The following is a 24,094-nucleotide window of genomic DNA, read 5'->3' on the forward strand; positions in this document are numbered from 1 at the left end:
TTAGGTCGTTAATTAATCGCTTTTCTGACGTTAGCGAATACCGGAGGCATGAGCCACCAACTGACGCTTAATAGTCGACGATGAATGGCACACCTTCATCCCCATATTACGCAGCTGTACAACAATAGGCTGTTGCGTCGTGAACATTCGTTTGAAGGCTTCCATCGATGCCGACATAGCAATATTATCCAACATACGCGCACGCTGATAGCGGCGCAGGACCTTCATCGATCCGAGCGTTTCTCCACGCTGATGCGCTTTTACCAGAATAGGCACCAACGCACTGACATCGGCAAAACCAAGATTTGCACCTTGCCCTGCTAAAGGATGAATCGTATGGGCCGCATCACCAATTAAGGCAATCCCCTCTTGCACATATTGCTTTGCATGACGCTGACGCAACGGGATTGCCATTCGAGGAACCGTAATCGACAGCGCAGAAAAACGGCGATTAATGGAGTACGTTAAGCGCTTACAGAAATCGGCCTCTTCTAAGGCCACCAACTGCTCAGCATCACTAGGCGCTACTGACCAAACAATCGACACGTAATGTTTGTCATCGACACTCGGCAAAGGTAAAAAGGCTAAAATGCCTTCCTCTCCAAACGCTTGCCATGCCGTACCTTCATGCGGCTGATCAATCTCAACCGTCGTCACAATAGCGTGATGACCATAGTCCCATTCGACCGTTTCAAAGCCATTTTGATGTCGCACTTGAGAATTCGCGCCGTCCGCTGCAACCAGCACAGAACCTTGTAATTGACGATCAGAAGCAAGGTCTATTTCTACACCTTGATCTACTTGGCGTTGAGCAACCACACTGTCATCAAAATACAAATCAATACCGCGTGTATCGTGCACACTTTTCATTAAGGCATTACATAAAACAGCATTTTCCACAAGCTGGCCTAACGTTTGCCCCTGTTGATAATGTGTATCGAAATCCACATAACCATCCCCAAGCCCATCCCAGACCGCCATTTTATGGTAGGGTGCAAGGCGATCTTGCGCAATACGCTGCCAAGCGCCCGCTTCTTCAAGCAGTGTCTGGGATAACTTTGAGATAGCGCTCACGCGTGCATCGTACGCTGGAGGTGTGGATAACGTATAACGGCCAGAGTGTTTATCGATCAAAGCGACAGTTAAGCCTTTCTGAGCGGTTAATACTGCGGTTAACGCGCCAACCATTCCGGCTCCCACAATGACTACATCGTATTCTCTGGCCATACCAAACCTCTACTCCAACTTATTTAGACGCCATTAAGGCTTCAATCTCAGCAATCTCTTTTACCAATCCGTGGGTTAATACGTAGGGACCTTCTTCACGGATGAGTATGTCATCTTCAATGCGTATGCCAATACCGCGCCACTTTACATCGACAGACTCATTATCTGGGTTAATATAAAGTCCTGGCTCAAGGGTCAAAACCATCCCTGCTTGCAAGGGGCGGGATTCACCTGCTTCTTTATAACGGCCACAATCGTGTACATCCAAACCTAACCAGTGCCCAGTATTGTGCATGTAAAAATCTCGATAGGCTTTGTTCTCTATCAGCTCTTCGACATCCCCTTGCAACAAACCTAGCTTTACCAATCCTGCGACCAACACTTCTACTGCTTTGATATGAAAGGCTTCATACGGGTTACCAACGGTCATTTGAGCTAAGCCGGCATGATAGGCATCCAAAACCAGCTGATATAGCTGAGCCTGTGGCTCACTAAACTTACCGTTTGCAGGGAAAGTACGGGTTATATCGGAAGCGTAACAGCCTAATTCACCACCCGCATCAATCAGAATTAAGTCGCCATCGGCAATTTCTTCATCGTTCTTAATGTAATGTAGGACACAGGCATTACAACCAGAGGCCACAATATTATTGTATGCAGGAACGCGTGCTCCATTTTTCATAAACACGTAGTTCAGCTCTGCTTCCAACTGGTATTCCATCATCCCTGGCACAACCGCTTTCATGGCTTGGGTGTGTGCTTGAACACTGATCTGCGCCGCGCGTTCCATAATGTCGATTTCAGCAGCGTCTTTAATTAGACGCATCTCATGCAATACATCGCTCAAGTCGACAATACTGGTTGGTGCAACAGCGCCTTGGCGAGCACGTGCTGCTAATGCATCGCGCCAAGTTAACGCTTGATCACGCAACAGCTCGTCTTCCATTAACAAAGCGATTTTATCAGCGCCATCGAACAGCTCTAAAGCCAAGTCCTCTAACTCATCAAGCTCAACCGCTTGGTCCATACCAAAGGTTTGCATCGCTCCAGTCATGCCATGACGAAAACCATCCCACTGCTCTCGCTCAGGATCTTTTGGCAGCACAGCCATGTGGCTCTCACCTGTCGGTAAAATAAACAGCATCGCGCTGGGTTCATTAAATCCAGTTAAGTAAAAGAAGCTCGAATGCGGGCGAAACTCATAGTCGCAGTCATTATTACGCGTGGCTAACTCACCCGCTCGAATCACCGCAACGGTATGATCACCGAGCGCACTCATTAGGCGCTGACGACGCTCGCGATAAATTTCTTTAGACAGTTTCATTGCATACTCCTTTTACTTCACTCAAGTGCGATTAGTGGAAAAGCGGCGCTTGGCTGGCATCCGTTTTTTCCGCAACACTACCGTGCTCTGAATATAACATCATGGCAGACAAGCGAACGTATTCGACCAGTTCGATTAAATCGGTTTCGTTGTCATTATTCTCTTCAAGAGCTTCCATATCAGCCTGCATGGCCGAGATGTTGGCAAAATCTTGTAGTACTTGTTTCGCATCGTCTGACAAGTTTGGTTTATGTCCAGATAAGCCGTAACCGGCTAAAAAGCCATGTGCCCATTGCGCTAGCGTTGTACCACGTTCACTAAGTGGCGCATCATCGTCGCTCATACAAGGCACCAATGCGTACTCACCATTGCGGTACAATTCGATCGTTGATTGATACAGTTCAACAATCGCATCACGACTGGCGTCTTCTTTCCAACCTTCGATATCACAGAACTCCGCTACCATCGCAAGCCAGTCTTCTAGGGGTAATGCGACGCCTGACGCCAGATACCCACATAGTTGCCCATGCAATTCAGCCGGTGATGCCGAAATAGATTCGGTAACAAATACATCCGCAATTAAATCGAAGTCCAGCGCATCCAATAACATTTCTGTGGACATGGGGAGTAACCTTTTTGTCTGAATTAAAAAAACAAAGCCGCGCCCATGGGCACGGCTCTTTATGATCTATATATGAGGATCATAAGCAGTCACTTCAAGCTTAGCTTAATTGTTTTAAGCCAGACTCCAGTGTTTGCAAAATCAATGTATTGATTGTCATTGGGCCAACACCACCTGGAACAGGTGTGATGGCTGAAGCACGCTCATATAATGGCGCAAGCTCAATATCGCCGATGCCACCTTGGTGGTAACCAGCATCAATAACAATGGCGCCATCTTTGATCCAATCCGCTTTGATCAGTTCAGGTTTGCCTACTGCGCCAACAATAATGTCCGCTTGTTTAACGATGTCAGAGAGGTTTTGCGTGCGCGAGTGGCAAATAGTCACCGTTGCATTGGCATTCAACAGCATCATCGCCATTGGTTTACCTAGAATTGGGCTTCGTCCCACTACAACCGCATGCTTGCCTTCAATGTCGATATCGTAGGCTTCCAATAGGCGCATAACACCTGCGGGAGTCGCTGCACCAAAAGCAGGCTCTTTCATCGCCATACGACCAAAGCCAAGACAGGTAACACCATCGACATCTTTATGGGCCGCAATCGCATCGAAGCAAGCGCGCTCGTTGATTTGCTCAGGCACTGGGTGCTGAAGCAAAATACCGTGAACATCAGGATTTGCGTTTAGATCTTCGATCTTTGCCAGCAATTCTTCTGTGGTGGTGGTTTCCGGCAGTTCAATCGCAAGAGAGTCCATTCCAACGCGGCGACATGCATTGCCTTTCATCTTTACGTAAGTAGCAGAAGATGGATCTGCACCTACTAGGATCGTAGCCAATATAGGAGTACCGCCGGTACGTTCTTTTAGTTTAGCAACTTGTTTTGCTAAACGCTCTTCGGTCTCTTTCGCGCATTGTTTGCCGTCAAGAACCAGTGCAGCCATGAATGAACTCCTGCAAAAATTATTCGGTGGTTAAGTGAGGGACGCAGATTATATCCTATTATCAAAGGAATGCCGCCCCTCTGTATGCAAATACCTAGGTATTTATTCTGTTAAAACTCAACTCAATGGCTCGATATGATCGACCATGAGCTGCAAATTGCGTTGACCGCGGAATTCATTAATGTCCAGCTTATAAACCAACCGTGCTCGTTGTGCAGTATTTGGCCAGACAGTGAGATCGGCAAAAAAGTGTATGCCATCGATCAACATGCTCGTTTGTGGATCGCGCAACGTCAGCTTAAGATGCTTTTCCCCGACAATACGCTGTTGCAGTAATTCAAACTCGCCATCAAAACAAGGCTCGGGAAATGCTTGCCCCCAAGGCCCAGCTACGCGTAACTGTTCAGCAAATTCCAGACTAAAATCTTGGGCCGCTAAAGCACCGTCCGTATAAAGCGTTGCTTCCAGTTGCTCTGGGGTCACCCACTCTTCAATAATGTTATCAAAGGCTTTAGCAAAGGCAGGGTAGTCTTCTGTTTTAATCGACATGCCTGCGGCCATGGCATGACCACCAAATTTGGACAATAAAGTAGGATGGCGTTTTGCTAATAAATCCAGCGCGTCACGAATATGCACCCCTGGAATAGAACGAGCAGAACCCTTTAGTGTCTCTTCATCCGCTTGGGCAAAGGCAATCACAGGACGATGGCACTTCTCTTTCATCCGTGAAGCTAGTATCCCGATTACCCCTTGGTGCCAGTCCTCTTTATAAAAGCACATACCATAAGGGAGCTCGCTGCCTGTTTCTAAATCTTGCAAGGAACGCTCCGCCTGCAGTTTCATATCGGACTCTATGGCTTTACGCTCACGATTAAGCATATCCAGCTGCTCGGCATAAGATCGCGCTAACATGGTTTGTTCTGCTAATAAGCATTCAATACCAATAGACATATCATCTAAGCGCCCAGCGGCATTCAATCTCGGACCCACCACAAAACCTAAATCCGTCGCTTTGATTCGACTCGCCTCGCGTCCCCCTATTTCCAGCAATGCTAAAATACCAGGGCGCGCTTTACCGGACTGAATTCGAGCCAATCCCTGCTGCACTAGAATGCGATTATTGGCATCCAGCGGCACCACATCTGCGACCGTACCTAGCGCCACAATATCTAGATAATCCGACATATTAGGACGAGGGATATGCGCTTTTTCAAACCATTGACGTTGGGTCAGTTGCGCTCGAAGTGCAGACATCACATAAAATATCACCCCAACACCAGCTAAAGCTTTGCTAGGAAAGCCACAGTCTGGATGATTAGGATTAACAATCGCATCGGCATTCGGCAGGGTATCACCGGGTAGATGATGATCGGTTACGATCACTTTCATACCTGCGGCTTTCGCAGCTGCAACCCCTTCCAGACTAGCAATACCATTATCGACTGTGACCAATACGTCGGCCTCCAGCTCTTGCACTAAGAGTACGATTTCTGGCGTCAAACCGTAACCGTATTCAAAGCGGTTCGGAACAATGTATTGTGGCTCAATCGCCCCCATTGCGGTCAAAGCCAATATGCCCAGTGTTGTCGACGTTGCACCGTCTGCATCAAAATCGCCAACAATAACGATACGCTGACCCAGCTCAACCGCATCCGCTAAAATGCCCGCGGCATTGTCGATATCAAAAAACTGCTTGGGATGCTCTAAACTCGCAAGTTTGTACTCCAGCTCTTTTAGCCCAGTCACGCCACGGGATCGATAAATACGTGACAAGGTCGCTGGGAAGTGCGCTGGAAAGTCATTGACTAAATCATCAGGCAGGGCTCGTTGAATAATGCGCATGTTGGAATCTTTATAATAGGTAGATTGAAATACGGCAGAGCAGCCACTGTAACATATTTCCTTTTAAACTTTACTGCCCCTCTTACTATCACCGCAAGCACGCTTTAGAGCTATGAACTGTAACCACTTTTTTACTTACTCATTGTCTAACAAAAGTCCGGTTCTCCGACAAAAAAATAGGTGCGGTAACGCTTCGCAAGAAAGCGTTACAAAGCAGGTTTGATATTGCATCATTAATGGATTTTAGCGCCCATTCACGTATTTTTAACTCTTTTCTGAAACTAGCTCAGTTATCATCCGCGCCCACTAACGATCCCTTTCCATAACGATTAAAAAGGTTGGTTTTATGAGCAATCACGCCTCATCAGTGGGCCAAAGCAAGTCGGGACAACGTTTCGCGCTTGTCGCACTCACGTCATTATTTTTCATGTGGGGTTTTATTACATCACTGAATGATATTTTGATCCCGCATCTTAAATCTGTCTTCTCACTAAATTACACGCAGGCCATGCTCATACAGATGTGCTTCTTCGGCGCCTATTTTTTGGTCTCTGTTCCAGCTGGTAATTTAGTAAAAAAAGTGGGCTTCCAACGTGGTCTAGGGATTGGACTGATGATTGCAGCCGCAGGCTGTTTATTGTTTATCGGCGCAGCCAAAGTACAGACCTACTGGGTTTTCTTAACGGCGCTATTTGTGCTGGCATCAGGTATCACTATTTTACAGGTTGCAGCCAACCCTCTTGTGACCATTATGGGCCCCGAAGATACCGCATCAAGTCGTCTAACCATGACACAAGCGTTTAACTCGTTAGGCACAACGGTTGCGCCTATCATTGGTAGTATCCTGATTTTTTCAGCAACGGTTGAGTTCGCGAGCAAAGCACAAGAAGCCGAAAGTGTCATTGTGCCGTATTTTGGCCTAGCGATCGTATTGGTGATTTTGGCTTTGATCTTTACTCGTATTTCGTTACCTACACCGGACCTCGAAAAGGACAGTCAAGCAATTGGTAATACGCAAAGTAGCTTAATGGAATACCGCCATTTGGTGCTAGGCGCTGTGGCTATCTTTATGTATGTGGGAGCAGAAGTATCGATTGGCAGTTTCTTAGTAAACTATTTTGGCCTCGAGCACATTGCAAACATGCCTGAGTCTGAAGCGGCCCACTACATTGCATACTACTGGGGTGGCGCGATGGTTGGTCGTTTTGCAGGAGCTGTATTAATGCAGAAAATTGCAGCGGGTAAACTGTTGGCATTTAACAGTATTGCCGCAGCGGCATTGATCGCTCTGTCCATTAGCAGTGACGGTGAGTTGGCAATGTGGTCAATCTTATTAGTGGGTCTTTGTAACTCGATTATGTTCCCAACGATTTTCAGTTTGGCCTTAAAAGGTCTAGGCGTTAACACAAGTCGAGGCTCAGGCTTGCTATGTCTAGCGATTGTAGGGGGTGCAATTGTACCTGTGATGCAAGGTGGTTTAGCGGACAATATTGGTTTGCAGATTTCTTTTGCTCTACCGGTATTGTGCTATCTATACATTGCTTACTACGGTTTAATGGGTTCTAAGATTCGTAATTAGTCTTAATACTAGGCACGTTCATTGTTTGAACGTGCCTAGTATTCACCCTTAGTCTATCGCTTCAACTCTATTTCGCCCGGCATTCTTCGCTATATATAACCCTTGATCCGCCCGAGAAATCGCTTTCAAAATATCTTCTCCGACCCCAACATGAGTAACGCCGATACTGACAGTCGCAGACATATTTGTGTCATAGCCAGTACTTAACGTAATTGCTTTAAGCGCTTCTCTAAGCGCTTCAGCCATATCCTTAAGATTATCCACTTTTTCTATAACCACTAAAAACTCTTCCCCGCCCCAACGCGACACTAAGCTTTCCTGCTTGGGGAAAAACGCCTCTAAGGTTCGCGCAAACAAAACCAAATACTCATCACCATATTTATGGCCGTAGTCATCGTTTATCCGCTTAAAATGATCGATATCCAACAACAGCAGCGCAGGTGCATGCCACTGCAACGCCTCAAAGCGCTGTTGTAGACCTCGTCGATTTAGTAATCCTGTTAATGGATCGGTGGTAGCAGCGACCTCAAGTTTTACAGACAACTCTTGGAGAGACTGATTAAAGCGCGACGATATGTACTCATAAATGGTCGACAAAAAGGCTATTAAAATAAACGAGTAAATAATCCGCGTTTTCAAATCAGGGTGATAACCCAACTTATCAAAGGGAGTTGGAATCACAAAAAGTATAAATATCAGTGCCAGTATAAATACAAAAACTTCCAACAAGCCGCGCTTCAAACCATGCAGAAACAAAGAAACAGGGGGAATACAATATATCCAAACATGACCAGTGCCGTTTACACCGCCACTGTAAACAAGATACAGCATGAGCGTATAAAGCGGGTATAAAATGACATTGGCCGAAAAAAGATAGTTACGTGTACGGCGTAGATAGAGATGATTAAGAACATAAATTGTGGCAATCACTAGAAGAGCAATGCCAACAAGAAGGTTTCCTTGAAGTAAAGAAAGAATACCCAAAGGCGCTGTGAACAACACACCGACAAGGCAAAATAAATTGATAATAAATGTTCGTCGAGAACTGTTGGTAAACGAATGATTGATCGCACCAGCGTTTAAGGTCACTGAGAACCATCGTTTCCAAATCAAATGCCATGGTTGCTTCTTGTACTCTGGCATATGCTCATTTCCACTTGCTGTACGTAATCTAGAAAGATAGCTTAAAAGTTAACCAAATTGATAGTAAAGTTTTATTAATACGCTGGGTAAAGCCGCGATAAAAGCACAGGTACAGCAGTTTCAACCTTTAATATTCGATCCCCTAAATGCACCGTTTTCATACCGGCTTCGCCCCATTTTTGCATCTCAAACTCATTCCATCCGCCTTCTGGACCAATGGCCAAGATGCTTGGCTCAGTCAAAGCAACAGGACAAGCCTCAGCTTGATAAGGATGTGCTACCAGTCCAATTTTGCCATCCATTATTGTAGGCAATATATCTTCCACAAAGGGTCGAAAGCGAACTTGTCGATGCAAGGTAGGAAGTACCGTATCGCGGGCTTGCTCTAACCCCTCAATTAAGTACGAATGTAAAGACGCTTCAGTAAGGACTGGACTTTGCCAGTAGCTTTTTTCCACTTTTGCGGAGTTCAATAAGTGAATGGTTTTAACGCCCATCGCCGTAATATTCATCAGCGTACGCTTAAGCATATTCGGTCTCGGCAGTGCTAGTACCAGCTCCAGCGGTAACGCTTTTGGTGGCTCAATGGATAAACTTTGAATAACAGCTTCCCCTTGCAAGGCATCGAATTCAGCATCACCTATCGCACCATTGAGAACGCCAACACGTAACGTATCTCCTTGGCCTTTTTTCAGAACCTGTTGAATGTGCTTTAGTTGACGTTCGTTGAGCGCATAGCGATCGTCTGAAACGACTTGTTCCGGAGCTAATAAAATAAGATTCATAGGATAGGAGAAATCGATAAAAGGGAGAGGAAGAGAGCAAGTAGAAGGCCTACTTGCTCTGCTTAGAACTAAATTCGATCTGCAACAAAGCCTTGTACGGCAGATAGATCGTTATCAATGACTTCGTACGCTTCATCACGCTCGAATAAGTCTTTCATGTGCTCAGGTAAACTTGGTAAGTCACAACCTGCTTTTTCAACAGCTTCTGGGAACTTCACAGGATGAGCCGTTGCCAACGTAATCATTGGTACAGACTTGTCTTTCCAACACTGACGTGCCGCTTCAAGACCAATCGCAGTGTGTGGATCAAGCAAGTACTGAGTTGACTGGAACACTTCAGAGATCACTTCACAGGTACGCGTATCATCGACTTTGTAACTGTCAAAGTTCTCTTTCACAAATGACCAAGCCTCATCGTTGAGTGTAACGTCACCTGCATTAAAGCGCGCCATCAAATCAGCCAATGCTGCGCTGTCACGACCATGAGCATCAAATAGCAAGCGCTCGAAGTTGCTTGATACCATGATGTCCATACTTGGAGAAAGCGTCACATTCAGAGATTGGCGACTCATATCATTCGTAGCGATGGTACGGTGCAAAATATCGTTCTGGTTCGTTGCCACAACCAACTGATCAATCGGCAAGCCCATTTGCTTAGCCAAGTAACCGGCAAAAATGTCACCAAAGTTACCCGTAGGCACAGAGAAAGACACTTTACGATGCGGACCACCCACGGCCAAGGCAGAAGAGAAGTAGTAAACGATCTGAGCCATAATACGTGCCCAGTTGATCGAGTTTACTGCACCCAATTTCGCACCTTTCAAGAAACCTTGATCTGCAAAACTTGCTTTAATCATGCCCTGACAATCGTCAAAGTTACCTTTCACTGCAATATTGAAAACATTGTCATCAATCACAGTCGTCATCTGACGACGTTGCACTTCTGAAACACGCTGATAAGGATGCAAGATAAAGATATCTAGATGCTCAGAGTGACGGCAACCTTCAATGGCAGCGGAACCTGTGTCACCGGATGTTGCCCCCATAATGACCAGTTTTTCACCGCGCTGACCCAAGATGTAGTCCATCAAACGGCCCAATAACTGCAATGCAAAATCTTTAAACGCCAACGTTGGCCCACGGAATAATTCCAACACCCATTCGTTGTTGTCGGTTTGCACCATCGGTGCGACAGCAGAATGGTTAAAACCAGCGTAAGCTTCATCAATCATGCGCTTGAATTCGCTTTCAGGTACTTCACCTTCAACAAACGGCCACATCACTTTGAATGCGAGTTCTTGGTAGCTCAATGATGCCCAAGATGCGATTTCTTCTTGTGAGAAAGTTGGCAGCTTTTCTGGCACATAAAGGCCACCGTCGCTCGCCAAACCGGCTAACAGAACATCGCCAAAGCCTAATGCAGGAGCTTGGCCACGAGTAGAAACGTATTTCATTACCTAATCCTCTTACGCCAGATTTTCAACACGGATTCGTTGAACAGAACCCGCAACATCTGGCAAAGCTTCGATCGCTGCAATGGCAGCATTCATGTTGCGCTCTTTCACGTCATGCGTCATGACAACCAATGGCACTAGATCACTGCCTTCACGCTCACGCTGAATAACGGATTCAATGCTGATGCCATTCGTCGAAAGAATTTGTGTGATGTTGGCCAATACACCCGCACGATCTTGAATCGTCATATTTAGGAAGAAGCCACATTCGATCTCTTCCATTGGCAAGATCTCAGCATCAGACAGCTGATCAGGCTGGAATGCCAAGTGCGGAACGCGATTGGTTGGATCTGCTGTCAATGTGCGAGCAACATCAATGATGTCAGCAACAACTGAAGACCCAGTTGGCATTGCGCCAGCGCCAGCGCCATACGTTAGAGTAGGACCGACCGCATCGCCTTTTACCATGACAGCATTCATCACGCCATTTACATTCGCCAGTAATGCTTTTTGAGAAATCAAAGTCGGATGGACACGTAGCTCAACACCCGCTTTCGTTCGACGTGCAACACCTAGATGTTTAATGGAATAACCCAATTCACGGGCAAAAGACACATCTTCCGCAGTGATACGGCTAATGCCTTCCGTGTAAGTTTTTTCAAATTGTAGCGGAATGCCGTAAGCAATCGACGCCAAAATAGTCAGTTTATGTGCGGCATCAATACCTTCTACATCGAACGTAGGATCGGCTTCAGCGTAGCCCAGCTCTTGAGCTTCTTTAAGCACGTCATCAAAGGCACGGCCTTTTTCGCTCATCTCAGTCATGATGAAGTTACCTGTACCATTAATGATACCGGCTAACCATTCAATCTTGTTTGAAGACAAACCTTCGCGCAGCATCTTAATAATTGGGATGCCGCCTGCAACAGCCGCTTCAAATGCGACCATGACGCCTTTTGCTTGCGCTTTTGCAAAGATCTCATTGCCGTATTCTGCAATCAGAGCTTTGTTCGCTGTCACTACATGCTTACCATTTTCGATCGCCGTTAACACTAGCTCACGAGCAACGCTGGTGCCGCCAATCAATTCAACCACGATGTCGATATCAGGATTGTTAGCAACCTCAAAAATATCACCCGTGGTATTAATGTCAGTGGTGTCACAGGTAGGATTAACTTGACGCGCGCCAATTTGCTCTACAACAATGCTACGGCCTACACGTCGTGTAATTTCTTCTGCGTTATTACGCAGGATGTTAAACGTACCGGAACCTACTGTTCCAAGACCACATATTCCGACTTTTACCGGTTTCAAAACGATACCCCACAACTGACGGTTTTAATAATTTTGTTCTCGCTGATAAAAAGCGATTAGGTGACCAAAGATTATACCGTCAGTTGTGGCTAAACCCAACGAAGAAAAGCCTGAACTAGGCCTTAGTTTGGTAGATTATATCTGTAAACATCTAAAGGTTTAGTTCTTTTGCTAACTCTTGTGCTGGCAAATAGCCAGGAATGAACTTACCGTTATCCAAAATGATGCTTGGCGTACCACGCACGCCAACACTGTTTCCTAAACGAAACTGGCTAGCGACAGGGTTAGTACACTTGTTATCCGGTACTTCTTTACCCAACTTCGCGTTGGTCATCCATTGCTTAGGATCATCCGAACACCAGATATTCACCATTTGGTTGTAAGATTCCGACCCCACACCTGCACGCGGGTATGCAAGATAACGAACAGTGATCCCTAGATCGTTTAACTCTTCGACTTCTTTGTGCAACATACGGCAGTAGCCGCAAGAGATATCAGTGAACACTGATATATGAGCTTTTTCATTCTCAGCCTTGTAGACGATCATCTCAGATTCTGGAAGTTGCTCGATCTTAGCTAGCTTTTTTTGTTCAGTTTCATTGATTAGGTTTTTACCATCAATTTGAAACATATCTCCGGCGATAAAATATTCACCATTAGGTGTCACATGAAGAATCGGTCCATCATCAAGTGTTACTACGTATAAACCACTACCCGAATGCTGCTCAATCGACTCAACGGCATATTGCGGTAATGCATTCGCCACGGCTGTTCGGACCTCTTGCTCACCCGCTTGCACTTGTGTCATCCCTATTAGTGTCAAAGCGACTGCCGACACACTCTTGGCTACGTATCCCATATCAACCTCTGCTCGTTATGATTGCCTTATTAGGCCACCATACCCTATTGAAGTTCCATAAAAAAAGGCGACCGAAGTCGCCTTTTTTTATCACTACTAAAGAAATTAGCGTTTTGCCAATTTCTCTTTGATACGTGCAGATTTACCTGAACGCTCACGTAGGAAGTAGATCTTAGCTTGACGCACGTCACCGCGACGTTTCACTTCAATGCTGTCCACAAGCGGGCTGTAAGTTTGGAACGCACGTTCCACACCGATACCGCTAGAGATTTTGCGAACTGTGAACGCAGAGTTTAGGCCACGGTTACGTTTTGCAATTACAACACCTTCGTAAGCCTGTAGACGCTCACGAGTACCTTCTTTTACTTTAACCTGAACAACAACAGTATCACCAGGACCGAAGGCCGGGATCTCTTTCGTCATTTGCTCTGACTCTAGCTGTTGAATCAGCTTAGTTTTATTACTCATGGATGTGACTCCTAATGATATGGTTTCTTATCAGCGCGAAGGTTATAACGTTCTGATAAGCTCGTGATTCCTACTCTGCCGAGGTTGAAACTTCAGTTTCACGAATAAACTCTTTTAACAACTTCTGCTGTTCCTTGTCCAACTCAAGGTCTTGCAGAAGGTCAGGCCGGCGTTGCCAAGTTCTTCCGAGCTTTTGCTTTAAGCGCCAGCACCGTATCGCCTCATGGTTGCCACTAAGTAGTACAGGTGGTACAGGTTCACCTTCAAGTACTTCGGGGCGAGTATAATGTGGACAATCAAGTAAGCCATCTGAAAATGAATCTTCATCTGCAGAGGCCTGTTTGCCTAACACGCCAGGTATCATGCGAAAGACAGAGTCCATCAACACCATAGCCGGCAACTCACCACCACTTAGGACAAAGTCGCCAATGGACCATTCCTCATCAATCTGAGATTGAATCAAACGTTCATCAACGCCTTCATAACGGCCTGCTACCAGAATAAATTCTGCTTGTTTAGCAAGCTGTTGCACGCCTTCCTGCGTCAGCGTACGCCCCTGAGGGGATAGATAAATAACTTTTGCGTTGGGTACCCATTGCTTGGCACTCTCAATCGCATCTTTTAGGGGCTGAACTTTCATCAGCATCCCCGGGCCACCACCATAAGGACGATCATCGACCGTCTTGTGTTTGTCGTGCGCAAAGGCTCTTGGATTAAAATAATCCACTTCGACGAGTCCAGATTTGACGGCTCTGCCCGTTACACCATGTTGGGTAATGGCTTGAAACATCTCTGGAAACAGCGTCACTACACCGATTCGCACGCTAGGCCTCGTTAGATCTTAGAAGTCTGGATCCCAATCTACGACCATTTCTTGTTTTTCTAAGTCAATGCTTAAAATAAACTGATCCGGTACATAGGGAATCAAACGCTCTTCACGATCGTAACTGCCTTCACAACTCCGAACCACTACCACATCATTTGCGCCAGTTTCCATCAGTTGCGAGACTTTACCTAGAAGAACACCCTCATTAGTAATTACCTTAAGACCTTCCAATTGCGACCAGTAATAATCACCGTCCTCAAGTTCAGGAAGATCATTGGCATCAATATAGATATCCAAGCCACAGATCTCTTTAACAAGATCGCGGTCGTTATACCCTTTAATTGCTGCCACCAAACCACGCCCTTGTGTGCGCCCTTGGCTTAACTCTATAACTTTCCACCCACTAGGGGTTTTCAGCCACCAATGTTTGTAATCAAAGATTCCAATCATTGGGTCGGTATGGGAATACAACTTCACCCACCCTTTAACACCATATACTGATGTAATGCGTCCAACTACAAGCGCCTGCTCAGGAGCTTTCGCCTGTTTTACAGTAGACATAGCATTACTCCAGTATTAAGCGTTTTTGCCAGCTTCTTTAACAAGCTGAGCAACACGGTCAGAAAGTTGCGCGCCTTGGCCTACCCAGTGATTAACACGGTCTAGGTCTACACGTAGACGTTCTTCTTGACCACGAGCAACAGGGTTAAAGAACCCGATACGCTCGATAAAACGACCATCACGAGCACGGCGGCTGTCAGCCACGTTCAAGTGATAGAAAGGGCGCTTCTTAGAGCCACCACGAGAAAGACGAATAGTTACCATATGATTGGTTCCTTATTGCTTAACGAAACACCTCTTGTTGGGCTCTTTGTGAGTCCTACTACAAGAAGGCGGCATATTCTAGTCGATTCGACCGAAAAACAAAAGGGCGAATTGATCGCCCTTTAAACATTTTTTCATTCTAAGGTAAAACTTTAGAATTTCGGGAAGTTCCCGCCACCTGGCATACCGCCAGGCATCATTCCACCCAAGCCGCGCATCATTTTTTTCATGCCGCCTTTTGAGCTGAATTTCTTCATCATCTTCTGCATCTGTTTGTGCTGTTTTAGAAGACGATTTAAATCTTGAATTTGTAAGCCTGCACCCGCCGAGATACGTTTTTTACGTGAGCCATTGATCGCATCAGGGTTACGGCGCTCTTCTGGTGTCATAGAGTTAATCAGGGCTTCCATCTGCACGAACATTTTATCGTTCACTTTATCTTGGATATCACCTAACTGCCCCATCCCAGGAAGCTTATCCAACATCGACGTCATACCGCCCATGTTTTTCATTTGCTGCAGTTGCTCGCGGAAATCTTCAAGGTCAAAGCTTTTGCCTTTTTTAATCTTGCCAGCGAGTTTTTCTGCTTTTTCTTTGTCGATCTTTTGCTCGGCTTGCTCGATCAGGGACAACATGTCACCCATACCAAGAATTCGAGACGCTAATCGATCAGGGTAAAACGGCTCTAAGGCATCCGTTTTTTCACCCACGCCTAAGAACTTGATTGGCTTGCCTGTAATATGACGTACCGATAACGCGGCACCACCACGGGCATCACCATCTGTCTTCGTCAAGATCACACCGGTCAGCGGCAGCACATCACCAAACGCTTTGGCCGTATTGGCCGCGTCTTGACCCGTCATTGCGTCGACAACGAACAATGTTTCTACTGGATCAATCGCACCATGCAGCGCCTTGATCTCAGCCATCATGTCTTCATCAATAGCCAAACGACCGGCTGTATCGACAATCAGTACATCTTTGTGGCTCTTCTTCGCGACATCGATGGCATTGTTGGCAATATCAATTGGTTTTTGCGAAATGTCGCTTGGAATAAAATCGACACCAATCTCATTGGCCAAGGTTTCTAACTGTTTAATCGCAGCGGGGCGATAAACGTCGGCACTGACCACAGCCACCGATTTTTTCTGACGCTCGGTTAAGTATTTAGCAAGTTTCGCGGCAGAAGTGGTTTTACCGGCACCTTGAAGACCTGCTAACAAAATCACCGCAGGTGGCTTAGCACGAAGATTTAATTCATCGTTCTCTTGCCCCATGACCGCTTCAAGTTCTTGCTTAACGATCTTCAGGAATACCTGACCTGGGCTCAAACTACGCGACACTTCAGTGCCGACTGCACGTTCTTTCACCGCATTAATAAAGTCTTTTACAACGGGCAACGCGACGTCAGCTTCCAACAGCGCCATGCGCACTTCGCGCAATACTTCTTTAATATTGTCTTCGGTAAGTTTGGCACGACCACGGATTCGGTCTAAGGATGACGTTAAGCGTTCGGATAGATTGTCAAACATGTTGCCCTCAAAAATTTGCTTTAGATGGAAAAAACCGCGTATTTCAGTTTATCCAAGGTGAAATTGACTTTATTATAACGAAGAATTGATCGTCACCCTATAGTTTTAACCAGTGGATCGCCTAATACATGACACATCTTTCGCTTTGGCTTGCTTGCATATTATCGCTCACTGCTGGTGGTATCTATTACCAGCGCCCCGGAGTTCGCACGACGCAAACCATCGGCGCGATCGCAATTGTCGTCCACACCATGGCACTTATTCAGTTGCTAGGTAGTAAAGACGGCTTCGATTTTCTAACCATAGGCTTACTGATCGCCTTGATTGGTAACCTATTGCTGTGGTTCAGCAACCGTGACAAAGATTTATCTTTGCTACTTTCTATTGCTTTCCCTCTAGCAGCCGTCATTATTGGTCTTAATGCGGTCGAGCCATGGGATTTACAACAGCTACACAGTAGTTCGTTAGGCACATCAATGCATATTTTGATTGCCTCTGTCGCCTACAGTCTATTTACCGCCGCTTGTGGTATAGGAATTTTGCTAGCAATCCAAGAGTATCAGTTAAAGAATCACCATTTAAAACAACTGCTACGAGTACCACCATTACAAGTACTTGAGCGTTTAATGTTTGAATTTATTTGGGCCGCTTTTGTCTTATTAAGCATCACCATCGCAACGGGCTTTTATTTCATTGACGACATGTTTGCCCAGCACTTAGTGCATAAGACAGCCTTTACCATTGCGTCTTGGTTTGTGTTTGCCGGATTGCTAGGGGGGCGCTTGTATTTAGGCTGGCGTGGTCAGTTAGCGGTAAAACTGACGTTAAGCGGCTTTGCATTATTGATGATCGGGTACTTTGGCACCCAGATCGCGATAGAAATCATTAATAAATGACTAGGATATTTGACAGTCGTCTTGCGACCCCTAATAATCCGGTCAGACCATATCATTGAGGCACAATTTTTTTGAACGAAGTTCCCTTAAGTATTCTCGCTGGAATACTGTTTTTCCTAATTATTTTGTCAGCGTTCTTTTCTAGCTCCGAAACAGGGATGTTGTCGATCAATAAGTATCGTCTCAAACATCTTGTGAAAAGTGGAAATCGCTCCGCCAAAAAAGCCAGCAAACTTCTTGAGCGGCCAGACCGTCTCATCGGCGTTATCTTAATCGGTAACAACTTCGTCAATATTTTAGCTTCTGCCATCGCTACCATCATTGCGGTGCGTATATGGGGTGACGCAGGGGTTGCGATTGCAACCGGTGCCTTAACATTGATTATTTTGATCTTTGCCGAAGTGACGCCAAAAACCATGGCAACGATTCACCCTGAGAAGATTGCTTTCCCTGCCTCATGGGTCCTGACAGTCCTGCTTAAAGTTCTGTACCCATTAGTCGTCATTGTAAACACCATGTCTAACGGATTAATGCGTTTAGTCGGTGTTAAACACATTCATGGCAACCACGACAAACTGGGCTCAGAAGAACTACGAACCGTTGTAAACGAAGCCAGTGGTTTGATTCCAGCAGCCCACCAAGAAATGCTACTTTCGATCCTTGATCTTGAAAATGTCTCTGTTGAAGACATCATGATCCCGCGTAACGAAGTGGTCGGAATCGACATCGAAGATTCAATCGAAGAAATTATCGAGCAAATCTGCCAATCTCGACACACGCGCATGCCTGTTTATAATGGTGAAATTAATAAAGTCATTGGTATTTTGCATGCCCGTCATGCGGCTCAATTCTTAAGAGAATCAAACCCTTCCAAGGCCGCCCTACTAAAAGCAACACTAGAGCCTTACTTTATTCCTGAAAGTACGTCGATTAACACCGTGCTACTAAACTTCCAAAAAGATCACCAGCAAATGGGGATCGTTGTAGATGAGTACGGTGATGTACAAGGGATTGCAGCACTGGAAGACATTCTCGAGGAGATTGTCGGTGAGTTTACGCCACCACAGGAAGACGAAGAAGAAGAGATCAACTTACTGGAAGACGGCTCATTCCGGATCGAAGGCTCAACACACATTCGCGACATCAATAAAACACTTAGCTGGCACTTACCGACAGATGGACCTAAAACGCTTAACGGACTAATCATTGAAACGCTTGAATTCATCCCAGAACACCCCATTAGTTTATGGGTGGATAACTACATCATTGAGATCCAAGAAATCGAAGACAAAGTTGTTAAATACGCACGCCTAGAACATAAACGCTAGCAGGTAACCTTATGAGATTTTGCCCTAAATGCGGCCACCAGGTGAACATGGAGATTCCAGAAGGCGATAATCGCAAACGCGCGGTTTGTCCTAACTGTGAATTCATCGATTACGATAATCCTCGAATGATCACTGGCACACTGCCTCTATTCCAAGGCAAAGTTCTACTCTGCAAGCGCAATATCGAGCCGCGCAAAGGCTACTGGACACTGCCAGCAGGGTTTATGGAAAACAGCGAGACCACACTTGAAGGGGCCTTAAGAGAAACCTTAGAAGAGAGTGGCTCGGTTGCCATTGCGAAGCAACCCTTCTCAATGATCAGCATTCCGCATGTTAACCAAGTACACATTTATTATTTAGCAGAATTACAGAAAGCAGATTTTCACCCTACCTCAGAAAGCTCCGAAGTTGAGTTATTCGAATTAGCAGACATTCCGTGGGATGAGATGGCTTTCAGTAGCGTCACCAAGACACTTGAGTTCTTCATAGAAGATCATAAGTCTGGCCAATATGGCTTCCATGAAGACAACATCATCGTTAACACTCAATAGCAATCAGATGATAAGCCACTTCTTCATAAGGGTGGCTTAACTTCAACGCACTGACCACCGCTTCCCGACAATCGTCCAGCAATATCATCTCGACTCGATATTCTTCTAACTCTTCCAGCTTACCCGCTTCTCCAATAAACGGAGTGGCATGTAACGACGGCTGAAACTGACCTTCTCCTTTTACTTGCCAACAGACAAAATCGTAATTTCCCAAGTGTCCCGCACCAGCAGCAAATACGGCTTCTTTGACCTGCTCCAAGTGTGTTTCAGGCACGTAAAATATCAAGCTATACATTAGACATACTCCTCTATAACAATCCCATCTGCTCATGCTGAACAGGCAAAGCAAGCTGCTTCTCATAGCCGCTAATTTTGATCGATAGCTTCTCATCTAACCAGCTAGCTAAGGTTGGCGCCGCAATATTGTCTGACGAATGCACAAACACCGTCGGCTCTCGCCCCTCCGCCAACCACATTTCTAGTTTAGCAGCCCATTGATCTAGCCAAATATGGTTTCGCTCAAGATCAGGATGCCCAATGAAACGCACGACCGGAAAACCGCCGGTTGCTAATACGTGGCAAGGCACTCGAGGCTTCTTACGTTGCGCATCCTCAAGACTGTCACAATACGCCGGCGTAGAAAAAACCGGACGAGAGTCCATAATCACTTTATCGTATTGACCACCCGCCAATAAACGTAATAATGCTCTTTCACCTTCTTGTTTATCAAAATAGCTCAAAGAGCGTACTTCAACACTTAAACTGCTTGTTAAGCACCAACTTTGGCACAACTGCGCTATTGTCATGAGGTAGCTGCTGTCTACAGACGCAGGAAACTGCAGCATGGTGGGTCCCAACTTATCTTGAATCGGTTGAAGCAATGTTTGAAATTGCTGCCAGTCTTTTAACACCTCTGCAAAAGGTGTTTCATTAAGTTGGTGTGAGATACGACGCGGTGCTTTGAAAGAAAAACGAAAATCATCCGGTACTTGTTGTGACCAACGCTCAATCTGCTCTGGCGCCACATCAGTATAAAAGGTACTTCCCACCTCCACGCTTTTAAAAAACCGCGCGTAATGACCCAATCGAGCGCCAGTACTTTCTGACCTTGGGTAGATCCAATCAACCCAAGCAGGGTGTTGCCATTGCGCCATACCAAAACGAATCATCGACATTAGGGCTCTAGGTATTCAATTTGCTCAATAAAGAAGGTTCTGTCTCCGCCTACACGTCGTAACACGACTTCATCCCCATCACGTCGTTTTAGTAACGCTTTTGCAACAGGCGAATCCATACTGATATAAGCCTCATGATGATCTATTTCATCTGGGCCTACGATACGATAACGCTCTAGATTTCCATCTTCATCTTCCAAAGTCACCCAAGCACCGAAAAACACAATACCACGATCAATAGGCAGACGATCCACGATCGTACATTGATCTAAACGTTTCTCTAAATAACGCACGCGACGATCAATCTCTCGTAACTGTTTTTTTCCGTAGATGTATTCTGCATTCTCCGATCGATCACCGAGCTTAGCAGCGTCACTCACACTTTGAGTGACTTCTGGGCGCTTTTCTTTCCACAGATATTTAAGCTCAGCCAATAACTTATCAGCACCCTCTTTGGTGATATAGGCAGCTTTAGGTGCTCCTGGTGGGCGATATCGACTCATAACTTTCTACTTACCCGTATATTTTAGATACAAAAAAGGCGCTTCGAAAACGAAGCGCCTTTGATTTACAAAGGACGACTATTAGTCTTCTTTCGACAAATGTACATCCATTTGAGGAAATGGGATACCAACACCGTTTTCATCAAATGTGTATTTAATTTTTTCTAAAAGGTCTGAACGCAAAGCCCAATAGTCCTCAGCCTTAACCCAAGGGCGTACAGCAAAGTTTACAGAACTGTCGGCTAATTCAAAGACCCAAATAATAGGCTCCGGATCTTTCAAAACTCGCTCATCATTAACCAAAATTTCTTTCATTAGATCTCGCGCTTTTTTGATATCAGATTCATAACTGATACCGATCACCAGATCTAAACGACGCGTTGATTCTCGCGAGAAGTTAACAATTGAGCTGTCCATAATATCCGAGTTTGGTACGATAATAACTCGGTTATCCGGCGTTTTCATATGAGTATGGAACAGTTCAATGCGATTTACAGTTCCCATTTGGCCACCAGCGTCTACGAAATCACCGGCACGGAATGGACGTAGAAGAATAATCAATACACCCGATGCGAAATTTGACAACGACCCTTGTAAAGCAAGACCTACTGCCAAGCCAGCCGCACCTAAAATGGCAATAAATGATGTGGTTTCTACACCAATTTGGCCCAAGGCCATTAACACCACGCCCGCAAACAATAGAGCGTACATAATACTCGATGCAAAGCCTGCTACTGCTTTATCCACTTTGGATTTAAGCATGCGGTTTTCGACCCAGTCCGATACACGTCTAGCAAGCCATTTACCAATAAAGAAGATGACGATGCCAGCAATGATGGCCACACCCTTCTCAGTTATCCAAGGTAGCCATTGGCTTCCTTCGTCGATCCACTTTTCCAAGTCATCCATAAGTAATTCCCACTCTCTCGTTAGTTAAGCTAAATAGTCTTTTTTATGCTGCCAATGATCTAACAGATCTTGGAGCACTAGTGTTCCCTGTTTTGAGAACACCATGTACACCTTTCCGTTTTTAGTAACGGTATTTATAACATGCCTATCATCCACTTCAAGGCACGCCAACCGCAAAGCTTCAATTTCATTATCATAGCGAACCTGCATCCCAATAAAGATATGCCAATCACGCTCTAACAATGAGCCGGAAACGGCTTCTTGAAGCACTTTGATGCACCCTTCTTGGTCTACCTGATAATACGGCATACGCTGACGATGCTTTATAAAAAATAATAGTATGGTGATAAACACCACAAAACTAATTAGAACCGCCAATATAGCTTGTGCCATAATCAGTCGAATTTATACGCTAACAAATCGTTTTTTGCCTGACGCAGTTGCTCAAGATGCTTCGCTTCCAACGCATCCATTTCGTCGCGATATTTACGGCGAGCCTTTAGTGGTAACTCATTCCATTGATCATGTGTCGGAATATGTTGCGTATTTTGCTCGATCACATAAATCGCGCTTACACTTTCATGTTCAGACAAGTCAATGCTTAACTGATCTAGCAAATTTTTGACACGGATTGCGACCTCTGTCCAAGTCAGTTTGTCATCCTCTTCAATGGCCTGCATAAGAATACGAACACTTTCAATACGTTTCGCACGCTCTTCTTGAAGACGCTGTTCACCAGCTTGAATTCGATCAGCACGCTGTTTATTCAGCTTTAGCTGTCTTGAGATGAAGTAAATAGACGCGACGATGAGAAGTAAACAAACCGCCAAAGCAATAAAATATGAAGTTGTAGACATAAGTCTCCTGAGATCTGGTCATGTGCTCAGAATCTATTCTACACAGGGTTCAGGAAACGATCAGCAAAAGAAGGAGGATTGGGCACCACAAATACTGCAATGCCCAGAGTTTTCACTTTTTGTCACGGGTTATATGACGATAAACAATGATCCCAAAGCCAATAAAAAAGACACACATCAACCCTACTGTCACAACACCCGCTAAAACTACATCATCTAAAAACATAACGACCTCCTATTCGGTTAAAACACTCATCACCAGATTAGAAGTAAACGTCATGAACTAGACTGACGCACATCAGGTCAAATTTTCGACAGTTGCAAGACATCTAATAAAGAATGATATAAATCAGGGGGCGCCACCAGTAGACAGTGGCCGTTTATGGCAGAAGGCCACGAGTCATTTTGTGGCGTATAACTGCCAACCAAAGCACCCGCTTCATTCGCGATCAAGGCCCCGGCAGCCATATCCCATGGCTTAACGGTCTCGTAATAAGCATCAATCACACCACTCGCCACGGCGCACAGATCTAATGCAGCAGAGCCATTGCGCCGTATATCTTGGCAAGACGCTAATACGGAACCTAATGAATGCATCAGCTGCGGTAAGGCAGTTTTGTCATAAGGAAACCCCGTCGCCACAATCGCATTGCGAATGTCGGAACGTTTACTTACGTGAATTTCTTCTCCGTTTAGCCAAGCACCTTGCCCTTTTATCGCACTGAATGTCTGATTTAGAAACGGCGCATGCACCACCCCTACCCAGCGCTCGCCTTGATATAAAACGGCAATGGATACCGCAACGTAAAGTAAACCTTGCGCAAAATTAATCGTCCCATCAATGGGATCAATAACCCATACAGGGACGTCACTTTTCTGCACTAATGCTAAATCAGGAGAAGACTCTTCAGATAAAATCAAATGATCAGGAAAAGTCTGCTTAATTTGTCTACACAAGTAATCATCCACAGCCAAATCTGTTGACGTCACTAACTCGTGCTCAGACTTATATTGCTCAGAAAAGTCAGCAAGATTGCGTGCCTCCTGTATCATTGCACCCGCATGTGTCGCCCAACTTTTAGCGTAACTTAGCCACTCATCAACCGTTACTTCGTCCATTATTCCGAGCCTT

General features: G+C 45.4%; 27 protein-coding genes. 4 read left to right on the forward strand and 23 right to left on the reverse strand.

Annotated features, from left to right (window positions below):
- Nucleotides 1-30 precede the first annotated feature (30 nt).
- The 5 genes from ACPUEK_RS18720 to recJ all read right to left on the reverse strand — a co-directional run bounded on the left by ACPUEK_RS18720 (nucleotide 31) and on the right by recJ (nucleotide 5,958).
- Entirely contained in the window at nucleotides 31-1,227 is a 1,197-nt protein-coding gene (locus ACPUEK_RS18720) for a UbiH/UbiF/VisC/COQ6 family ubiquinone biosynthesis hydroxylase (RefSeq protein ID WP_425641799.1), read from the reverse strand.
- A 19-nt stretch (nucleotides 1,228-1,246) separates the two neighbouring features.
- Nucleotides 1,247-2,551, reverse strand: coding sequence for an aminopeptidase P N-terminal domain-containing protein (locus tag ACPUEK_RS18725; RefSeq protein WP_425641800.1), 1,305 nt, complete (start codon nucleotides 2,549-2,551; stop codon nucleotides 1,247-1,249).
- Nucleotides 2,552-2,582: 31 nt separating this feature from the next.
- Entirely contained in the window at nucleotides 2,583-3,173 is a 591-nt protein-coding gene (locus ACPUEK_RS18730) for a UPF0149 family protein (RefSeq protein ID WP_067222995.1), read from the reverse strand.
- Between the two features lie 100 nt (nucleotides 3,174-3,273).
- Nucleotides 3,274-4,116, reverse strand: coding sequence for a bifunctional methylenetetrahydrofolate dehydrogenase/methenyltetrahydrofolate cyclohydrolase FolD (gene folD / locus ACPUEK_RS18735; RefSeq protein WP_067033635.1), 843 nt, complete (start codon nucleotides 4,114-4,116; stop codon nucleotides 3,274-3,276).
- 117 nt (nucleotides 4,117-4,233) lie between these two features.
- Complete coding sequence (recJ, locus tag ACPUEK_RS18740; protein WP_425641802.1) at nucleotides 4,234-5,958, reverse strand: single-stranded-DNA-specific exonuclease RecJ; 1,725 nt, start codon at nucleotides 5,956-5,958, stop codon at nucleotides 4,234-4,236.
- A gap of 346 nt (nucleotides 5,959-6,304) precedes the next feature.
- Here recJ and ACPUEK_RS18745 point away from each other — a divergent pair, with 346 nt between their 5' ends.
- Entirely contained in the window at nucleotides 6,305-7,537 is a 1,233-nt protein-coding gene (locus ACPUEK_RS18745; protein ID WP_067222988.1) for a sugar MFS transporter, read from the forward strand.
- 48 nt (nucleotides 7,538-7,585) lie between these two features.
- Here the strand turns inward: ACPUEK_RS18745 and ACPUEK_RS18750 are convergent, their stop codons facing one another.
- The 10 genes from ACPUEK_RS18750 to ffh form a co-directional block, all read right to left on the reverse strand.
- Nucleotides 7,586-8,680, reverse strand: coding sequence for a GGDEF domain-containing protein (locus ACPUEK_RS18750; protein ID WP_425641803.1), 1,095 nt, complete (start codon nucleotides 8,678-8,680; stop codon nucleotides 7,586-7,588).
- 74 nt (nucleotides 8,681-8,754) lie between these two features.
- On the reverse strand, nucleotides 8,755-9,465 hold the full coding sequence (locus ACPUEK_RS18755) for a 16S rRNA (uracil(1498)-N(3))-methyltransferase (protein WP_067222980.1): 711 nt from the start codon (nucleotides 9,463-9,465) through the stop codon (nucleotides 8,755-8,757).
- Between the two features lie 68 nt (nucleotides 9,466-9,533).
- Nucleotides 9,534-10,919, reverse strand: a complete 1,386-nt coding sequence (gene thrC, locus ACPUEK_RS18760; RefSeq protein WP_067222976.1) for a threonine synthase — start codon at nucleotides 10,917-10,919, stop codon at nucleotides 9,534-9,536.
- A 12-nt stretch (nucleotides 10,920-10,931) separates the two neighbouring features.
- Complete coding sequence (locus ACPUEK_RS18765) at nucleotides 10,932-12,233, reverse strand: homoserine dehydrogenase (protein WP_067033614.1); 1,302 nt, start codon at nucleotides 12,231-12,233, stop codon at nucleotides 10,932-10,934.
- A 151-nt stretch (nucleotides 12,234-12,384) separates the two neighbouring features.
- The gene (locus ACPUEK_RS18770; protein WP_425641805.1) at nucleotides 12,385-13,092 is read right to left on the reverse strand and encodes a thioredoxin fold domain-containing protein; all 708 of its coding nucleotides are present in this window, start codon (nucleotides 13,090-13,092) and stop codon (nucleotides 12,385-12,387) included.
- 105 nt (nucleotides 13,093-13,197) lie between these two features.
- The gene (rplS, locus tag ACPUEK_RS18775; protein ID WP_067033609.1) at nucleotides 13,198-13,560 is read right to left on the reverse strand and encodes a 50S ribosomal protein L19; all 363 of its coding nucleotides are present in this window, start codon (nucleotides 13,558-13,560) and stop codon (nucleotides 13,198-13,200) included.
- 70 nt (nucleotides 13,561-13,630) lie between these two features.
- Entirely contained in the window at nucleotides 13,631-14,383 is a 753-nt protein-coding gene (gene trmD / locus ACPUEK_RS18780) for a tRNA (guanosine(37)-N1)-methyltransferase TrmD (protein ID WP_067033606.1), read from the reverse strand.
- Between the two features lie 18 nt (nucleotides 14,384-14,401).
- A complete protein-coding gene (rimM, locus tag ACPUEK_RS18785) occupies nucleotides 14,402-14,947 on the reverse strand; it encodes a ribosome maturation factor RimM (RefSeq protein WP_067033603.1) in 546 nt (181 codons plus the stop codon).
- Nucleotides 14,948-14,962: 15 nt separating this feature from the next.
- Nucleotides 14,963-15,211 carry a 30S ribosomal protein S16 gene (gene rpsP, locus ACPUEK_RS18790; protein ID WP_067033600.1) on the reverse strand — a complete coding sequence of 83 codons (249 nt, stop codon included), beginning with the start codon at nucleotides 15,209-15,211 and terminating at the stop codon, nucleotides 14,963-14,965.
- 152 nt (nucleotides 15,212-15,363) lie between these two features.
- The gene (gene ffh, locus ACPUEK_RS18795) at nucleotides 15,364-16,743 is read right to left on the reverse strand and encodes a signal recognition particle protein (RefSeq protein ID WP_067033597.1); all 1,380 of its coding nucleotides are present in this window, start codon (nucleotides 16,741-16,743) and stop codon (nucleotides 15,364-15,366) included.
- A gap of 128 nt (nucleotides 16,744-16,871) precedes the next feature.
- Here ffh and ACPUEK_RS18800 point away from each other — a divergent pair, with 128 nt between their 5' ends.
- The 3 genes from ACPUEK_RS18800 (at nucleotide 16,872) to ACPUEK_RS18810 (ending at nucleotide 19,518) form a co-directional block, all read left to right on the forward strand.
- Nucleotides 16,872-17,639 (forward strand): cytochrome C assembly family protein, encoded by a 768-nt coding sequence (locus tag ACPUEK_RS18800; protein WP_067033594.1) that lies wholly within the window; start codon nucleotides 16,872-16,874, stop codon nucleotides 17,637-17,639.
- A gap of 71 nt (nucleotides 17,640-17,710) precedes the next feature.
- Nucleotides 17,711-18,967 carry an HlyC/CorC family transporter gene (locus ACPUEK_RS18805; protein WP_067033592.1) on the forward strand — a complete coding sequence of 419 codons (1,257 nt, stop codon included), beginning with the start codon at nucleotides 17,711-17,713 and terminating at the stop codon, nucleotides 18,965-18,967.
- An 11-nt stretch (nucleotides 18,968-18,978) separates the two neighbouring features.
- Nucleotides 18,979-19,518, forward strand: coding sequence for an NUDIX hydrolase (locus ACPUEK_RS18810; protein ID WP_417507683.1), 540 nt, complete (start codon nucleotides 18,979-18,981; stop codon nucleotides 19,516-19,518).
- Here the strand turns inward: ACPUEK_RS18810 and ACPUEK_RS18815 are convergent.
- From ACPUEK_RS18815 to ACPUEK_RS18850, 8 genes are all read right to left on the reverse strand, one after another.
- Nucleotides 19,505-19,813, reverse strand: a complete 309-nt coding sequence (locus ACPUEK_RS18815) for an NGG1p interacting factor NIF3 (protein WP_067222964.1) — start codon at nucleotides 19,811-19,813, stop codon at nucleotides 19,505-19,507. The two genes, ACPUEK_RS18810 and ACPUEK_RS18815, sit on opposite strands and share 14 nt — an antisense overlap.
- A 13-nt stretch (nucleotides 19,814-19,826) precedes the next feature.
- Nucleotides 19,827-20,693 carry a DUF72 domain-containing protein gene (locus ACPUEK_RS18820; RefSeq protein ID WP_067033583.1) on the reverse strand — a complete coding sequence of 289 codons (867 nt, stop codon included), beginning with the start codon at nucleotides 20,691-20,693 and terminating at the stop codon, nucleotides 19,827-19,829.
- Complete coding sequence (greB, locus tag ACPUEK_RS18825) at nucleotides 20,693-21,196, reverse strand: transcription elongation factor GreB (RefSeq protein WP_067033580.1); 504 nt, start codon at nucleotides 21,194-21,196, stop codon at nucleotides 20,693-20,695. The genes ACPUEK_RS18820 and greB overlap by 1 nt, the downstream gene beginning before the upstream one ends.
- 81 nt (nucleotides 21,197-21,277) lie before the next feature.
- Nucleotides 21,278-22,105: a mechanosensitive ion channel family protein gene (locus tag ACPUEK_RS18830; protein WP_067033576.1), complete on the reverse strand. Its 828-nt coding sequence runs from the start codon at nucleotides 22,103-22,105 to the stop codon at nucleotides 21,278-21,280.
- A gap of 24 nt (nucleotides 22,106-22,129) precedes the next feature.
- Nucleotides 22,130-22,498 carry a hypothetical protein gene (locus ACPUEK_RS18835; RefSeq protein WP_082866271.1) on the reverse strand — a complete coding sequence of 123 codons (369 nt, stop codon included), beginning with the start codon at nucleotides 22,496-22,498 and terminating at the stop codon, nucleotides 22,130-22,132.
- Between the two features lie 2 nt (nucleotides 22,499-22,500).
- The gene (locus tag ACPUEK_RS18840) at nucleotides 22,501-22,962 is read right to left on the reverse strand and encodes a DUF2489 domain-containing protein (RefSeq protein WP_425641807.1); all 462 of its coding nucleotides are present in this window, start codon (nucleotides 22,960-22,962) and stop codon (nucleotides 22,501-22,503) included.
- Between the two features lie 112 nt (nucleotides 22,963-23,074).
- Nucleotides 23,075-23,188: a cytochrome c oxidase subunit CcoM gene (gene ccoM, locus ACPUEK_RS18845; RefSeq protein WP_425641809.1), complete on the reverse strand. Its 114-nt coding sequence runs from the start codon at nucleotides 23,186-23,188 to the stop codon at nucleotides 23,075-23,077.
- A 77-nt stretch (nucleotides 23,189-23,265) separates the two neighbouring features.
- A complete protein-coding gene (locus ACPUEK_RS18850; protein WP_425641811.1) occupies nucleotides 23,266-24,081 on the reverse strand; it encodes an inositol monophosphatase family protein in 816 nt (271 codons plus the stop codon).
- Nucleotides 24,082-24,094 lie beyond the last annotated feature (13 nt).

Source organism: Marinomonas gallaica (genome assembly GCF_049821165.1).
Lineage (GTDB): Bacteria > Pseudomonadota > Gammaproteobacteria > Pseudomonadales > Marinomonadaceae > Marinomonas > Marinomonas gallaica.

Bases quoted from the DNA above. Each gene is read 5' to 3' on its own strand.
- ACPUEK_RS18720 (WP_425641799.1), bottom strand. From the start codon at position 1,227: ATGGCCAGAGAATACGATGTAGTCATTGTGGGAGCCGGAATGGTTGGC.
- ACPUEK_RS18725 (WP_425641800.1), bottom strand. From the start codon at position 2,551: ATGAAACTGTCTAAAGAAATTTATCGCGAGCGTCGTCAGCGCCTAATG.
- ACPUEK_RS18730 (WP_067222995.1), bottom strand. From the start codon at position 3,173: ATGTCCACAGAAATGTTATTGGATGCGCTGGACTTCGATTTAATTGCG.
- folD (WP_067033635.1), bottom strand. From the start codon at position 4,116: ATGGCTGCACTGGTTCTTGACGGCAAACAATGCGCGAAAGAGACCGAA.
- recJ (WP_425641802.1), bottom strand. From the start codon at position 5,958: ATGCGCATTATTCAACGAGCCCTGCCTGATGATTTAGTCAATGACTTT.
- ACPUEK_RS18745 (WP_067222988.1), top strand. From the start codon at position 6,305: ATGAGCAATCACGCCTCATCAGTGGGCCAAAGCAAGTCGGGACAACGT.
- ACPUEK_RS18750 (WP_425641803.1), bottom strand. From the start codon at position 8,680: ATGCCAGAGTACAAGAAGCAACCATGGCATTTGATTTGGAAACGATGG.
- ACPUEK_RS18755 (WP_067222980.1), bottom strand. From the start codon at position 9,465: ATGAATCTTATTTTATTAGCTCCGGAACAAGTCGTTTCAGACGATCGC.
- thrC (WP_067222976.1), bottom strand. From the start codon at position 10,919: ATGAAATACGTTTCTACTCGTGGCCAAGCTCCTGCATTAGGCTTTGGC.
- ACPUEK_RS18770 (WP_425641805.1), bottom strand. From the start codon at position 13,092: ATGGGATACGTAGCCAAGAGTGTGTCGGCAGTCGCTTTGACACTAATA.
- rplS (WP_067033609.1), bottom strand. From the start codon at position 13,560: ATGAGTAATAAAACTAAGCTGATTCAACAGCTAGAGTCAGAGCAAATG.
- rimM (WP_067033603.1), bottom strand. From the start codon at position 14,947: ATGTCTACTGTAAAACAGGCGAAAGCTCCTGAGCAGGCGCTTGTAGTT.
- rpsP (WP_067033600.1), bottom strand. From the start codon at position 15,211: ATGGTAACTATTCGTCTTTCTCGTGGTGGCTCTAAGAAGCGCCCTTTC.
- ffh (WP_067033597.1), bottom strand. From the start codon at position 16,743: ATGTTTGACAATCTATCCGAACGCTTAACGTCATCCTTAGACCGAATC.
- ACPUEK_RS18800 (WP_067033594.1), top strand. From the start codon at position 16,872: ATGACACATCTTTCGCTTTGGCTTGCTTGCATATTATCGCTCACTGCT.
- ACPUEK_RS18810 (WP_417507683.1), top strand. From the start codon at position 18,979: ATGAGATTTTGCCCTAAATGCGGCCACCAGGTGAACATGGAGATTCCA.
- ACPUEK_RS18815 (WP_067222964.1), bottom strand. From the start codon at position 19,813: ATGTATAGCTTGATATTTTACGTGCCTGAAACACACTTGGAGCAGGTC.
- ACPUEK_RS18820 (WP_067033583.1), bottom strand. From the start codon at position 20,693: ATGTCGATGATTCGTTTTGGTATGGCGCAATGGCAACACCCTGCTTGG.
- greB (WP_067033580.1), bottom strand. From the start codon at position 21,196: ATGAGTCGATATCGCCCACCAGGAGCACCTAAAGCTGCCTATATCACC.
- ACPUEK_RS18830 (WP_067033576.1), bottom strand. From the start codon at position 22,105: ATGGATGACTTGGAAAAGTGGATCGACGAAGGAAGCCAATGGCTACCT.
- ACPUEK_RS18835 (WP_082866271.1), bottom strand. From the start codon at position 22,498: ATGGCACAAGCTATATTGGCGGTTCTAATTAGTTTTGTGGTGTTTATC.
- ACPUEK_RS18840 (WP_425641807.1), bottom strand. From the start codon at position 22,962: ATGTCTACAACTTCATATTTTATTGCTTTGGCGGTTTGTTTACTTCTC.
- ccoM (WP_425641809.1), bottom strand. From the start codon at position 23,188: ATGTTTTTAGATGATGTAGTTTTAGCGGGTGTTGTGACAGTAGGGTTG.
- ACPUEK_RS18850 (WP_425641811.1), bottom strand. From the start codon at position 24,081: ATGGACGAAGTAACGGTTGATGAGTGGCTAAGTTACGCTAAAAGTTGG.